General features: G+C 62.5%; 12 protein-coding genes. 9 read left to right on the top strand and 3 right to left on the bottom strand.

Features of this window, described 5'->3' with window-relative positions:
* The first annotated feature begins 40 nt into the window (after positions 1-40).
* Positions 41-208 carry a hypothetical protein gene (locus DLM46_RS39590; protein WP_165848048.1) on the top strand — a complete coding sequence of 56 codons (168 nt, stop codon included), beginning with the start codon at positions 41-43 and terminating at the stop codon, positions 206-208.
* 443 nt (positions 209-651) lie between these two features.
* Here DLM46_RS39590 and DLM46_RS22970 read toward each other — a convergent pair whose 3' ends face one another.
* The 3 genes from DLM46_RS22970 to DLM46_RS22960 all read right to left on the bottom strand — a co-directional run bounded on the left by DLM46_RS22970 (position 652) and on the right by DLM46_RS22960 (position 3147).
* Positions 652-1116, bottom strand: coding sequence for a RidA family protein (locus DLM46_RS22970; protein ID WP_115104168.1), 465 nt, complete (start codon positions 1114-1116; stop codon positions 652-654).
* A gap of 69 nt (positions 1117-1185) precedes the next feature.
* Positions 1186-2382 carry an aminotransferase-like domain-containing protein gene (locus tag DLM46_RS22965; protein ID WP_115104165.1) on the bottom strand — a complete coding sequence of 399 codons (1197 nt, stop codon included), beginning with the start codon at positions 2380-2382 and terminating at the stop codon, positions 1186-1188.
* 75 nt (positions 2383-2457) lie between these two features.
* The gene (locus tag DLM46_RS22960) at positions 2458-3147 is read right to left on the bottom strand and encodes a VOC family protein (RefSeq protein ID WP_115104293.1); all 690 of its coding nucleotides are present in this window, start codon (positions 3145-3147) and stop codon (positions 2458-2460) included.
* A 264-nt stretch (positions 3148-3411) separates the two neighbouring features.
* Between DLM46_RS22960 and DLM46_RS22955 the strand changes: the two genes are divergently transcribed.
* The 8 genes from DLM46_RS22955 (at position 3412) to DLM46_RS22920 (ending at position 13280) form a co-directional block, all read left to right on the top strand.
* Positions 3412-4866 carry an aminotransferase-like domain-containing protein gene (locus DLM46_RS22955; protein ID WP_115104163.1) on the top strand — a complete coding sequence of 485 codons (1455 nt, stop codon included), beginning with the start codon at positions 3412-3414 and terminating at the stop codon, positions 4864-4866.
* A gap of 116 nt (positions 4867-4982) precedes the next feature.
* On the top strand, positions 4983-6881 hold the full coding sequence (gene htpG / locus DLM46_RS22950; protein WP_115104161.1) for a molecular chaperone HtpG: 1899 nt from the start codon (positions 4983-4985) through the stop codon (positions 6879-6881).
* 156 nt (positions 6882-7037) lie between these two features.
* Positions 7038-7733 (top strand): chorismate--pyruvate lyase family protein, encoded by a 696-nt coding sequence (locus DLM46_RS22945; protein ID WP_115104159.1) that lies wholly within the window; start codon positions 7038-7040, stop codon positions 7731-7733.
* Positions 7733-8209, top strand: coding sequence for a DNA-deoxyinosine glycosylase (locus DLM46_RS22940; RefSeq protein WP_115104156.1), 477 nt, complete (start codon positions 7733-7735; stop codon positions 8207-8209). Before DLM46_RS22945 ends, DLM46_RS22940 begins: the two co-directional genes overlap by 1 nt.
* Positions 8210-9069: 860 nt before the next feature.
* Positions 9070-9576: a Csu type fimbrial protein gene (locus tag DLM46_RS22935; protein WP_115104154.1), complete on the top strand. Its 507-nt coding sequence runs from the start codon at positions 9070-9072 to the stop codon at positions 9574-9576.
* A 134-nt stretch (positions 9577-9710) separates the two neighbouring features.
* Positions 9711-10463: a fimbrial biogenesis chaperone gene (locus DLM46_RS22930; RefSeq protein ID WP_165848047.1), complete on the top strand. Its 753-nt coding sequence runs from the start codon at positions 9711-9713 to the stop codon at positions 10461-10463.
* A 49-nt stretch (positions 10464-10512) separates the two neighbouring features.
* The gene (locus tag DLM46_RS22925; protein ID WP_115104291.1) at positions 10513-12786 is read left to right on the top strand and encodes a fimbria/pilus outer membrane usher protein; all 2274 of its coding nucleotides are present in this window, start codon (positions 10513-10515) and stop codon (positions 12784-12786) included.
* Positions 12783-13280 (top strand): Csu type fimbrial protein, encoded by a 498-nt coding sequence (locus DLM46_RS22920; protein ID WP_165848046.1) that lies wholly within the window; start codon positions 12783-12785, stop codon positions 13278-13280. The genes DLM46_RS22925 and DLM46_RS22920 overlap by 4 nt, the downstream gene beginning before the upstream one ends.
* The last annotated feature ends 53 nt before the right edge of the window (positions 13281-13333 follow it).

The following is a 13333-nucleotide window of genomic DNA, read 5'->3' as shown; positions in this document are numbered from 1 at the left end:
CTGCGCGAGCATTGACTGCGCTAATTTCATGGATGGCTGCATGGTGACCAAGGTGCCGGTACTGCTGCGCAGAGGAAGGGAGCGTGGCGTCGTGCCTGACCATCCGCAGATCGTTGAATACCTTTCGATATTACTTAATGCGAATGGATTAAGGAAGGGTTCGCGCATCGGGTATACGCGGGCGCAGACCGCCATTCCTGCCGGCTGAATTCGCAAACCACGTGGTCGGCCATAAGGCTGAGGCGGGGTGGGCGCTTGCGAGGTTTTCATCGGGATTCGGCTGTCCGGCGTTCAGGTGTGGCAGGCCTCTGACAGGCCTGTCGTCATGCGTGTCGCATAAATTGGGCGTGATGCATGGAAACAATGCAAGGAAACAATACGGACAGTAATTCGCCAATTTACCGTTAGGGGCGCCCGGAAAAGGCGATGTGCAGTGTTGGCTCGCATCGGCGGGTCTGGTGAATCCGGCAGGGTGGGATGGTTGGCGGATTCTATCTGGTGATGAGGGAACGATCTACCTCGCCACAAATGCAAAACGCGCCGCGGGTGATCGACACCTCGCGACGCGTTCAGTACGCGTTCCGAACGACTGGCCGGCCAGACTGGCAACCAGGCAGATTCGGCCGCGTTATTTCACCGCGTTACTCGACCTTACTCGACTTCGGCAATCATCTCGATCTCAACGCACGCGCCGAGCGGAATCTGTGCCACGCCGAACGCCGAGCGCGCATGCTTGCCGCGCTCGCCGAACACGTCGGCGATCAGTTCGGACGCGCCGTTGGTCACCAGATGCTGCTCGGTGAACTCGAGCGTCGAGTTGACGAGGCTCATCAGTTTGACGATGCGCGTGACGCGATTCAGGTCGCCCACATGCGCTTGCAGCGTGGCAAGCAGGTCGATCGCGATCGAGCGTGCTGCGGCCTTGCCTTCTTCGGTGTTGAGCGTGGCGCCGAGCTTGCCGGCCCACACCTTGCCGTCCTTCTTCGCGATGTGGCCGGACAGGTACACCGTGTTGCCGCTTTGCGCGCTCATCACATAAGCGGCTGCCGGAGCGCCTGCGCCCGGCAGTTCGATGCCCAGTTCCTTGAGCTTGTCGTAAACATTCGTTTGAGACATGTCGTGTCCTTGGTCGGTAGTGAAAATTCGGTGACGGGTAACGAGTGACGCGCGGCGGGCGAAGACCGATTAAACCCTCGCGCGAATCAGTGCCGCGAGACGCGCCACGCCTTCGTCGATCTTGGCGGGCGGCACCGTGACGAACGACAGGCGCAGCGTATTGTGCTGCGCTTCGTTCGCGAAGAACGGACCGCCCGGCACGAATGCGACATTCTGCGCGACGGCTTCTTCGAGCAGTTTCATGCTGTCGATCTGCGCGGGCAAGCGCACCCACACGAACATGCCGCCTTCCGGACGGTTCCAGCTCACGCCCTCGGGCATATGGCGTTCGAGCGAGGCCAGCATCGCCGCGCATTGATCGCGGTACAGCGCGCGGATGGTCGGCACGTGCGTGTCGAGGAAACCGTCCTTGACCACTTCGTACACGATACGTTGCGTGAAGCTCGGCGTGTGCAGATCGGTGGCCTGCTTGGCCTGCACGAGTTTGAAAATCAACTCCTCGGGCGCGATGATGTAGCCGACCCGCAGGCCCGGCGCCAGCACCTTCGAGAACGAGCCCAGATGGACGATGTGATCCGGCGACATCGACAGCATGGTGGGCAGCGGCTCGCCCGCATAATCCAGCGCGCCGTACGGATCGTCTTCGATCACCGGAAACGGTGCGGTCTTTGCAAACGCCGCAAGAGCGCGGCGGCGTTCGACCGGAAGACGGCGGCCCGTCGGATTCTGGAAGTTCGGTTGCGCATACAGGAGGCGCGCGCCGGCCGTCAGTTCGGGCGTGAGCGCTTCGGGAATCAGGCCTTGCTCGTCGGTCGGCACCTGCACATAGCGCGGCTCGTACATCGAGAACGATTGCAGCGCGCCGAGGTAGGTCGGCGTTTCGACCAGCACGGGGCTGTCCGGGCATACCAGCACTTTGCCGAGGAGGTCGAGCGCCTGTTGCGAGCCGGTTGTGATCAGTACCTGGGTGGGGCGAATCTGCGCACCGTTCACCGAATAACGCTGCGCAATCCACTCGCGCAGCGGCAGATAGCCTTCAGTCGCGCTGTATTGCAAGGCCGCGGCGGGCGCGTCGCGCAGAATCCGGTCCGACGCTTCGCGCATGCGCTCGGCGGGGAAGGTGGCCGGCGACGGCAAACCGCCCGCGAACGAAATGACTTCCGGCCGCTCCGTGACCTTCAGGATCTCGCGGATCGCAGAGCTCGTAAGCTTGCGCGCGCGTTCGGACAATTGCCACGTGGGGGCTTTCAAGTCGCTTTGGTCCATGGTCTCCTCATCTGGTGTGTCTGGAACCGGTCAAAATTTCAATTATCGCGCGAGTCGGCGACCCGCGCGCGCTGCTTATTTAAGGGTCCGTAGACCGTCGGGCGTTTCGAATTCGGCGCTGAGCGCCGCCGCGCCTTCGGTCGGCGCCAGCGCAATCAGGTGCGCCGCGCCCAGCCATTGCAATTGCGCCGCTATCGCATCGGTCTGCGGATGGACGGCGGTCAGCGATTTCAGCGCGATTCCCGTCTCCGGCAATACCGCCGACGGATGCCGCGGCGTGTCCCACTGAATCAGCGACGGCAGCACGCCGTCGCCGGCGCCTTGCCAGGCGGGGAACGCGCCGTCGTCGGGCACGGTCAGGCCCCATGTGAATTCGCCGCGCGTCATCGGCACGATCGGCGCGATGCGCTGCGGATACTGCGTTTGCCACGTCGCAAGGCGTTTCGGCCGGTCGACGCGCGCGACCCAGTGCGACAGGTATGGCCCTTTTTCGAGCCGCGCATGGGTCGCCGGATCGTCGAGGGCGAACAGCCGGGGCCGCGGCGTGCCACCGTCCGCTGGCGCGGCGGCTTGCGGATCGATCGCGATCACCTCCAGATACACGCCGTCCCACAGGTTCAGCAGGCGGTTGTGCGTGCGCATCAGCGGATGCGCGCCGCCGCCGGCCGGTGCGACACCGAGCGTGTCGGCGACGTACTGCGCGCCCTCGTCGAGGGTCCGGGCGGAAATCACGAGGTGATCGAGACGAAGCGAATGAACGGTCATGGCGGATCGAAGCAACGGTTTCTGCGGTGAACCGGAGCGCGCGCCGGGTAGGACGGCAACGCTGCCGGGGTCGTAAGCATAACCGTTCACCGGGTCGGCAGGCGAGGCGAACGGTGGCGGCGGTTGCGCCGCCACCGTCAATTCGCGGCTGCGCGCCTCGTCGGGCGCCTCGATGATCCGCTGCTCGTCTCAAATGTAGCGGCGGCGACCGGCACAGTAACGGTACAATCGTTTCGATACTATTCGGTACAGTTGGAGCCCGCTATGTCCGTCCCGCTTGCCCAGATTCCCGCTCCGCACGACACGGCGTTGCTGACGCTGGTCGAGCAGCTCGTCCAGTGGGCGCGCCGCCGCATCGAGGAGCGCGTGTTCCGCCCCGGTATGCGCATGCCGTCGATCCGCAAGCTGGCGCTCGACAAGGGCGTGTCGCGCTTCACGGTGGTCGAGGCGTACGAACGGCTGGTGGCGCAGGGTTACCTGGAGTCGCGGCGCGGTTCGGGCTTCTATGTGCGCGAGCGGCTCGGCGGCGTCGCGTCGGGCGAGATCCGGGCGGCCGCCGAAGCCGCGCCCGCGCCGACGCCGATCGACGTCGTCTGGTTGCTGCGCAATATGCTCTACACGGGCGCGCGCCCCGAGCGCAGCCCGGGGCTGGGCTACCTGCCGAGCCGCTGGCTCGACGGCGATCTGATCACCAACGCGCTGCGCACGCTCGGCCGGCAAAGCGGCGCGCAGATGCTCGGGATCGGCACGCCGCTGGGCTTTTTGCCGCTGCGCCAGCAGCTGCAGACGCGGCTGGAGGAACTGGAAATCGGCGCGTCGCCGGAGCAGATCGTGATGGTTTCCGGCATTACCCAGGCGATCGACCTGATTTCGCGCATTTACGTAAGGCAGGGCGATGCGGTGATCGTCGGCGATCCGGCCTGGTTCCAGATGTTCGGGCGCTTTGCCTCGCAGGGCGCGCGGCTGGTCGGCATGCCGTATACGCCGGACGGTCCCGACCTCGACGCGCTCGAATCGCTGGTGCAGACGTGGCGGCCCAAAATGCTGGTGATCAATTCGGTGCTGCAGAACCCCACCGGTACCTCGCTCACGGCCGCGCAGGCGTTCCGCATCCTGCGCCTCGCCGAAGCCTACGATTTCATCGTCGTCGAAGACGACATTTACGGCGATCTATGTCCGCCGGGCAATCCGGGTACGCGCCTCGCGAGCCTCGACCAGTTGAAGCGCGTGATCTACCTGAGCAGCTTTTCGAAGACCCTCGCGCCGAACCTGCGCGTGGGTTTCATCGCCTGCGCACCGGACGTGGCGAAGGCTGTCAGCGATCAGAAAATGCTGGTCGGCATGACCAGCCCCGAACTGAACGAGCGCGTGCTCTACAAGATTCTCACCGAAGGCCATTATCGGCGGCATGTCGAGCGGCTGCGCGCGCGGCTGGACGGCGTGCGGGAGAAGTCCGTGCGGATGCTGGAAAAAACCGGCATGAAGCTCTTCCTGACACCGACGGCGGGTATGTTTGTATGGGCCGACACCGGGGTCGACGCGGACGCGCTGGCGGCCGCCGGCCATGAAGCGGGGTTTTTGCTGACGCCCGGGAGCCTCTTTTCGCCGCAGCAATCGCCGACCACGTGGATGCGCTTCAATATCGCCAACTGCGGCGATCCGGCGCTGTCGACGTTCCTGTGCGGCTATCTCGACAGCGTCGCGCGGCGCGCCTCTTGAAACCTCGCCGGATCGCCCCCAGCTAGGCGCACGCTCCGGGCGAGCGTGCAGCGTGAGCCGTGCCGCGGCGTCGCGCCTGAGCTGAACCCTATTCGCAACAGAGAGGAAGTCCGACCATGGCACAAGAAACCATGAGCTTTCAGGCAGAAGTGAAACAACTTCTGCACCTGATGATCCATTCGCTGTACAGCAACAAGGAAATCTTTCTGCGCGAGCTGATTTCGAACGCATCCGACGCGGCCGACAAGCTGCGCTTCGAAGCGATCGAAAACAGCGCGTTGTACGAGAACGATCCGAATCTGCGGATTCGCGTGTCGTACGACAAGGCCGCGCGCACCGTCACCATCGACGACAACGGCATCGGCATGAGCCGCGACGAAGCGATCGCCCACCTCGGCACGATCGCGCGTTCGGGCACGAAGGAATTCTTCGGCAAGCTCTCCGGCGACCAGCAGAAAGATGCGGCGCTGATCGGCCAGTTCGGCGTGGGCTTCTACTCGGGCTTCATCGTCGCGGACAGGATCACGGTCGAAACGCGCCGCGCCGGCTTGCCGGCGTCCGAGGGCGTGCGCTGGCAAAGCGCGGGCGAGGGCGATTTCGCGGTCGAGCAGATCGAGCGCGCCGCGCGCGGCACGACCATTACGCTGCATCTGCGTGCCGATGAAGACGACCTGCTGTCGTCGCATCGTCTGAAGTCGATCATCCAGAGGTACTCGGACCATGTCGCGCTGCCGATCCTGATGAAGAAGGAAGAGTGGGACGCGGAAAAGAGCGCGATGGTCACGAAGGACGAGGACGAGACCGTCAACCAGGCGAGCGCGCTGTGGACCCGCGCGAAGAGCGACATCACCGAAGAGCAGTACAGGCAGTTCTATCAGCATCTGTCGCACGATCACCAGGACCCGCTCACGTGGACGCATAACCGCGTCGAAGGACGCAGCGAATACATCCAGCTGCTGTACGTGCCCGCGCATGCGCCGTTCGACCTGTTCAACCGCGATCATCGCGCCGGGCTGAAGCTGTACGTGAAGCGCGTGTTCATCATGGACGACGCCGAGCAACTGCTGCCCTCGTATCTGCGCTTCGTGAAGGGCGTGATCGATTCGAGCGATCTGCCGCTAAACGTGTCGCGTGAAATCCTGCAGGAAAGCCGCGACGTCAAGGCGATCCGCGAAGGCGTGACCAAGCGCGCGCTGTCGATGCTCGAAGAACTGGCCAACTCGGAGAATGACGCCGACAAGGAAAAGTACGCCGGTTTCTGGAAGGAGTTCGGCCAGGTGCTGAAGGAAGGCATCGGCGAGGATTTCGCCAATCGCGAACGCATCGCCAGGTTGGTTCGCTTCGCGTCGACGCATACGGAATCGCCGGAGCAAACCGTTTCGCTCGCCGATTACGTCGCGCGGATGAAGCACGAGCAGAGCAAGATCTATTACGTGACCGCGGACACCTGGCAGGCTGCGACTCACAGCCCGCATCTCGAAGTGTTCCGCAAGAAGGGCGTGGAAGTGCTGCTGCTGACTGATCGCGTCGATGAATGGATGCTGTCGTTCCTGAACGAATTCGACGGCAAGCCGCTGCAAAGCGTCGCGCGCGGCGATCTCGATCTGGGCGCGCTGAACGACGAAGAAAAAGAGGCGCAAGAGAAGGTCGGCGAAGAGTTCAAGCCTCTGGTCGACAAGATGAAGGAAGCGCTGAAGGACAAGGCGAAGGACGTGCGTCTGACGTTCCGCCTGACCGATTCGCCGTCCTGCCTCGTCGCCGACGACGGCGAAATGAGCGGTTATCTGCAACGCATGCTGAAGGCCGCGGGTCAGCAGGCGCCGTCGTTCCATCCGATTCTCGAAGTGAATCCGGAGCACGCGCTGGTGAAGGGCTTGCATGCGGACAGCGCGAACTTCGACGACTGGTGCCATCTGTTGTTCGATCAGGCCCTGCTCGCCGAAGGCGGCGCGCTGGAAGATCCGGCGAGCTTCGTGAAGCGGACGAACGCGTTGTTGCTCGCGCGTGCGGGATGAGTTCGACTCAGCTTCGCGCTGACGCTCATGGTTGAAAAATGCGCTGCTTCGGCAGCGCATTTTTTTTCCGCGGGCGGTTTCGCGCCGGTTCGTCCTGGCGGGAGGAGGGGCAGGTCTGGCGATCGTCTGACGGCGTCGCCGTTATAATCCGACACCATGTCTATCCGTTTCGATGCCGCCGACGCCCACTGGCGCGTCGCTCCCTTACCCGGCTTTAGCGCTGCCCAGAAAGACTGGCTGACCCGCGGTGGTTCGCTGACTGCGCATCTGCGCACGCTTGGCGCGGTCGCGGTGCGCGTCACGCGCGAAGCCGTTGCGCTGCCGTGGGCCGACGAGTACGCCGCGCTCGGCCTCGCGCCGCGCGCACCCGCATGGGTTCGGGAGGTGGTGTTGTCGGTCGACGGCGTGCCGTTCGTCGCCGCGCATAGCGTGGCGCCTCTCGCGGCGAGCGTCGGCGTATGGCAGGCGACGCGGCGACTGCGCACCCGTCCGCTCGCCGAGTTGCTGTACAGCGATAGCAGCGTCGCGCGTTCGTCGCTGGTGAGCCGCAGGCTGACGGCGCGTCATCCTCTGTACCGGCTGGCTGCGTATGAGATAGGCGGCGCGCCGCCGCATGCGCTGGTCGCGCGTCGCTCGGTGTTCGAGCGCCACGGTGCGCCGCTGATGGTGACCGAATGCATGTTGCCCGCGCTGTGGGCGCAGCTGGGTTCGGCGGCGTGCGACTCGTCCGCGCCTGCACCGCATGCGACACATCCGCGCTCGCGCGAACATGGGCGCCCGCTCGAGCACACCGCATCGCGAGCGCATCCCACGCATCCCGCGGTTCGTGCGCGAGACGAGGCGAGCCGCTGATGCTGCGCGGCTTTCCACCCGTCGTCGCCGCCGGTACGCATACGCTGATTCTAGGCAGCTTTCCCGGCGAAGCGTCGCTCGCCGCGACGCAGTATTACGCGCATCCGCGCAACCAGTTCTGGAAGCTTTTGGGTGCGGTTCTTGATGAGCGGCAGTTGCATGATCTCGATTACGACGTGCGGCTCGAACGTGTGTTGAAATACGGGATCGGACTCTGGGACGTGCTCGCCGCGTGCCATCGCGAAGGGAGTCTCGATTCGGCGATTCGGAACGCCAGGCCGAACGATTTCCATTCGTTGCGCGAGCATGCGCCGCAGTTAAAGCGGGTCTGCTTCAACGGCAAGACGGCGGGACGGTTTGCCGACGTGATCGGCGCGGCGGGTTACGAAACGCTCGTATTGCCTTCTTCGAGTCCAGCCAATGCGACGCTTTCGTTCGATCAAAAACTGTCGCTCTGGCGAGAGATCCTTTCCTGAGGCCGGCTTCTCAAAGCGAAGGCCGCTGGATAGCGCTTGTCGGCCCCACCACCGCCGTTGGAGCGGTCACTAGCTTAACGGCGAGCCTGCCGCACGCGAGCACACCCGCGTGATTTGCTCTGCCCGCCCTATCGCTTTGTCTCAAGCTTGCGACATGTCGAACCAATCCGGCTCTCAGCCTCCGGATGCAAACTCGCCTAGTGAAGCAGACGATTGCGATCAAATCGAATGTCCGGAGCTGCGCTAACAGTGCCGCTGCGCGTCTCGTAACTGAAACGTTTTTTGCGGCCTCCAACTCCACCCGACGCGCAATCAATGACGACGGCCCCCGCCGGTGCACGCGGCAGATCGGGTGGCACACCAATTGCATTGTTCGCCACTAGAAAATGAAGTCGCAGCACATTGACTGCACACGACGTCGATACGAGTCAGCGAAACGACAAAACGTCGGGCAATCACAAATAGTGCAAAAAGCAATTAATCAACGAGCTCTTGACCAGGGCTTCTAATCCGGGGGACCCATCATGATCGCCGCGACTGCCACTCCTGCCTGACAGATAGACGGTTCGCCTGCATTTCGATGCAACGGCCGCCTTTCGACATGCACGCCTTACGCATGCATGCAGCGGGAACCCTCCCGTAATTTTCTGATAGCTCTGCATATCGGGGCTCGCGCGCGCCTGCAGGCTGCGCTCGCAACTACTTCATGGACTTGAAAGGGGGTGATCCGCGAAGAAGACGTCTTTTCCAACGTTGTTCCTAATCATCGTGGCCCGCAAGGGACCGCCGGGACTGCACAAGATCAGTGAAGGCGTTGTCTCGATGGGTTACGAATCTCAATTCCTTAAAGGGGTTTGACAATGAAAAAACTTGCTCTGATGCATGCCGCGATTGCAGCGGCGCTGTTATCGGGTGCGGCCGGCGCATCGGCCGCTTCCACCACCACGACGTTTGGCGTTTCGGCGACAGTCAGCGCCTCGTGCGTGATCGACTCGGCCGATGCGCTGACATTTTCGGCATTCATTCCGGGCAGCGGCGCCCAGGCTGCCACGTCGGCCATCAAAGTCCGCTGCACGAACAACACTGCCTTCAATGTCGGGCTCGATGCCGGCGGCGGCACGGGTGCAACGGTGGCCAATCGCGTCATGAAGAACGGTTCGAACACGCTCAATTATTCGTTGTACCGGGACTCGGGCCACCAGAACGTGTGGGGCAATACGGTGGGCACCGACACGCTCTCCGGCACCGGCGCAGGCATGGCGAGCGCGAACACGCTCACCGAAACGGTCTATGGCCAAATTCCGGACCAGCCCACCGCAGTCCCAGGCGCGTACGCGGACACCGTAACGGTCACCGTATCGTTTTGACCGGACGGGGGGGCGCGATTGGCGCTCTGGTTGCTCCCCCCGTGCGTGAACATCGCAAGCGGCAACCCGATGCAGTTGCTTGGTCTGGCCTTAGCGGCCTTAGCCGTGTTGGAGATCTTATGTGTAGCCTGTCTATGACAAAGAGCCTGCGTAAAGCGGCTAGATGGACTGCGGGATTTGTCCTCGCCACCGGCTGCGCGGCGAGCCACGCCGCAAACTTTACAGTGTCTCCGGTACGTGTCGAGCTTTCGGCCGCGCATCCGAGTATTGCCCTTACGGTACGGAACGAGTCGGCGGACGAACCCGTGGTCGTGCAACTGCGCACCGTGGCCTGGTCACAAGACACGGGCGACGATATCTACGCTCAGACGACGGACCTGCTTGCGGCGCCCCCGATCTTCACGATCCCGGCAGGCGCTTCCCAGGTGATACGTATCGGGCTGCGGCGCCCGCCAACCGCCGAGCAGGAGATCAGCTACCGCCTCTTTTTGCGTGAAGTTCCGCCCGCGCCCAAACCAGGTTTTGCGGGCGTACAGATTGCGCTGGAAATGAGCTTGCCCGTATTCATCAAGCCAAAAAGCGCAAGCGCTCCGGTACTGCATTGGCAAGCCGCCTCACAGCCGGGGAGCGACGGAGCGTTAAAGCTGATCGTGAAGAACGACGGAACCGCCCATGCCCAGGTCGCGAACCTTGTGTTATCTGCCGCTGGCAATGATCGCCCGGTCGCTACGCACGGTCAATTTGCCTACATCCTGCCGGGACAGTCCCGCCAGCTGACATTCACACCCAGTTCGGGCTCGACACCGCCCGTTGCGGCCGGGTTGCATTTGACGGGTTATTCCGATGCGGGCGACATCGATTCGAATGTGGCGCCGGGCGACCGGTAATGCGACACGTGTTGTCATCGTGCTGATCTCGAGCTTAATCAACTCCGGTATGACACTCGCAGACGACCACATCGCCCCGCCGGCATCGCGCCAGTCGGCAAGCGTTGATGTCGAGGAGTTATTGTTTCAGATCGATATCAACCAGCAAGGCCTGGATGAAACCGCACTGCTGCTAAAAGCCGGTGATGGCGGGCTCTATGCGGCCGGGGAAGATCTGAAGCGTTGGCGCCTGAAAACGCCCGACGTCGCTGCGCTGCGCCATAAAGACGAAGCGTTTTATCCGCTCAAGTCGATCATGGGCCTCACGTATGCCGCCGACGAGCGCAACCTGACGCTGGCGATCTCCGTCCCCGCACAAGCGTTCATGGGCGCCTCGTTTGACGAGATGCACAAAGACAGACCGGTCGCGGTACGACCTGGGATCGGAGGCTTCCTGAACTACGATTTGTTCGCCGAGCGCGCATCGGGTCAGATGCACTCGTCCGGTTTGTTCGAACTTGGTTTTTTCAATCGCTTCGGTGTGGGGACAGGCAACTTCCTGGTGGATGACTCGGGTTCGACACGCCGGTTCACGCGGCTCGACACGGCATGGGTCGTCGATCAGCCGGACAAGCTCACGAGCATCCGGATTGGCGACGGAATCAATCGAGCGGGCATGTGGGGGCGCGCGGTGCGTTTCGGGGGCATTCAATATTCGACAAACTTTCTCACGCAGCCCGGTCTCGTCACGCTGCCGCTGCAAGGTGTCAGCGGTCAAGCTGTGCTGCCGTCGACTGTGGACGTGTATGTCAACAACAACCTGTCGTCGAGGCGCGACGTGGCACCTGGACCCTTCTCGATCAACAATGTGCCGGTCGTCACCGGAGAAGGCGATGTGCGCGTCGTGGTGCGCGACGTAATGGGTCGCGAGCAGGTCATTACGCAGGCCTTCTACGCGAGCTCCAACTTGCTCGCCAAAGGGCTCCAGGATTTCTCGTACGAACTTGGAACAGTCCGCCGCGATTTCGGTCTGGCAAGCAACGACTACGGGCAATGGTTCGCCGGGGTTACCCACCGCAAGGGGCTGACCGACTGGTTCACGGCCGAAGTGCATAGCGAGGTTCAAGCGACGCAACAAAACATCGGCGTTGGAGGCGTCCTGCTCGCTCCGCCATTCGGCGTCGTCAACGTGTCCGTGGCCGCAAGCCATAGCCACAACGGTACAGGCAACCTCGCGACCCTGGGTCTGGAAAGCCAATCGAACATCTTTAACGTCGGCGCGCACGTGCAATGGGCGAGCCCGCATTTTGCCCAACTGGGCCTTGACCCGAGCATGCTCGCTCCTCGATTGTTGACGAGTCTCAACGCCGGCGTGGTTGCAGGTCGCTACGGATCTTTCGGTATCGCACACGTTTTCGCCGACAACCGCGACAACAACAAGCTTCAGATCGTATCGTTGAGCTATAGCGTCCAGCTGCCACGCCTTGGATTCCTCAATATCGGCGTGAGCAAGCCCCTGAAGGGCAGCGCCGGCGCAATAGCGGGCGTGAACTGGACGCTGCCGCTCGGCAACACCATGACGGCTTCCGTTGCGGTGACCCATCAGCCCGGTGCAAACGAAGTTGTCGCGCAACTGCAACGAGGACTTCCGGTGGGCGATGGATACGGCTATTCGCTGCAGGCAGGCACAGCAACGCAAGATGCGAGACTGGATCTGCAAAACAAAGTCGGTACGTATAACTTCGAAGCGGCTTCGTATCACGGGCAAACCGGCGCGCGCGCAAATGTATCCGGCGGTATCGCGTTGCTCGATGGCGGCGCGCATCTTAGCAGGGAGATAACCGACAGCTTCGCGATCGTGAAGGTGCCCGGCTTTGCCAACGTAGGCGTCTACGCCGATAACCAACTGGTCGGACATACCGATGCCAACGGTGAGGCGTTGCTGCCCAGATTGCGTGCTTACGAAAAGAACCCGGTTTCGATCGAGCAAGCGGACCTGCCGTTTGACGCGAAGATCGGCACCTTGAAAATGGACGCGGTGCCGTATTACCGCAGCGGCATACTGCTCGAATTCCCCGTGACACGCTCGCACGGTGCGACGTTGACAATCGATCTGGAAGACGGCGCTCACCTGCCGGCTGGCGCGCTCGTCAGCGTCACCGGGCAAACTGAAGAGTTTCCCGTCGGGCACGATGGTGTCGTCTATCTCACAGGTCTATCCGAACGTAACAAACTGCGCGCCACATGGCTCGGGCGGAGTTGCGACATCACCGTGCCTTTTGCGCCTGGCGACGATCCACTGCCTGATCTGGGCACGTTCTTATGCAAGGGAGTTCAACGATGAAACATCGCAATCGCCTTCGCGCGCCGCGAGGGCACAGCACTGACATTGCGCTTGCACACCTTGCGGTTTGTGCGGCGGCCGTACTTTTCTCGCACGCAGCCGTGGGGGCTAGCAGCTGCTCGGTAAGTGCGTCGGGGTTGGCGTTTGGCCTCTACGACACGATAAACCCGGTAACTAACGGCGCCGTCACAATCACAGTGAACTGCAATGCCGCGCAGGTCTCCGGCGCGCTGAGTGCAAGTGCGGGGAACTCGACCAACCAGTCCAACCGGCAGATGTGGTACATGGACACCCACGGCGTACGACAGACGCTTCGCTACAACCTCTATACCGATGCGGCGAGGACCTCGGTCTGGGGCACGACCAATACCATTCCTGTAACCGTTGGAACCAGTAAATCCGCGACATTGACGGCGTACGGACTGATCCCCGGTAACCAGAATGTCGTGCCGGGAACATACAGCGACTCAATCACGATCACGTTGACCTACTGATCTCGACATCTCCATTCAGGGATGCGGTTGCAGGTCGTTAATGGGTACTAGCG

The sequence above is a fragment of the Paraburkholderia lacunae genome, assembly GCF_003353175.1.
Lineage (GTDB): Bacteria > Pseudomonadota > Gammaproteobacteria > Burkholderiales > Burkholderiaceae > Paraburkholderia > Paraburkholderia lacunae.
The sequence above is the reverse complement of the archived record's forward strand: the minus strand, read 5'-3'. Positions and strand labels throughout refer to the sequence as shown.

Bases quoted from the DNA above. Each gene is read 5' to 3' on its own strand.
- DLM46_RS22925 (WP_115104291.1), top strand. From the start codon at position 10,513: ATGACACTCGCAGACGACCACATCGCCCCGCCGGCATCGCGCCAGTCG.
- DLM46_RS22940 (WP_115104156.1), top strand. From the start codon at position 7,733: ATGCTGCGCGGCTTTCCACCCGTCGTCGCCGCCGGTACGCATACGCTG.
- DLM46_RS22970 (WP_115104168.1), bottom strand. From the start codon at position 1,116: ATGTCTCAAACGAATGTTTACGACAAGCTCAAGGAACTGGGCATCGAA.
- DLM46_RS22945 (WP_115104159.1), top strand. From the start codon at position 7,038: ATGTCTATCCGTTTCGATGCCGCCGACGCCCACTGGCGCGTCGCTCCC.
- DLM46_RS22955 (WP_115104163.1), top strand. From the start codon at position 3,412: ATGTCCGTCCCGCTTGCCCAGATTCCCGCTCCGCACGACACGGCGTTG.
- DLM46_RS22965 (WP_115104165.1), bottom strand. From the start codon at position 2,382: ATGGACCAAAGCGACTTGAAAGCCCCCACGTGGCAATTGTCCGAACGC.
- htpG (WP_115104161.1), top strand. From the start codon at position 4,983: ATGGCACAAGAAACCATGAGCTTTCAGGCAGAAGTGAAACAACTTCTG.
- DLM46_RS22930 (WP_165848047.1), top strand. From the start codon at position 9,711: ATGACAAAGAGCCTGCGTAAAGCGGCTAGATGGACTGCGGGATTTGTC.
- DLM46_RS22920 (WP_165848046.1), top strand. From the start codon at position 12,783: ATGAAACATCGCAATCGCCTTCGCGCGCCGCGAGGGCACAGCACTGAC.
- DLM46_RS39590 (WP_165848048.1), top strand. From the start codon at position 41: ATGGTGACCAAGGTGCCGGTACTGCTGCGCAGAGGAAGGGAGCGTGGC.
- DLM46_RS22935 (WP_115104154.1), top strand. From the start codon at position 9,070: ATGAAAAAACTTGCTCTGATGCATGCCGCGATTGCAGCGGCGCTGTTA.
- DLM46_RS22960 (WP_115104293.1), bottom strand. From the start codon at position 3,147: ATGACCGTTCATTCGCTTCGTCTCGATCACCTCGTGATTTCCGCCCGG.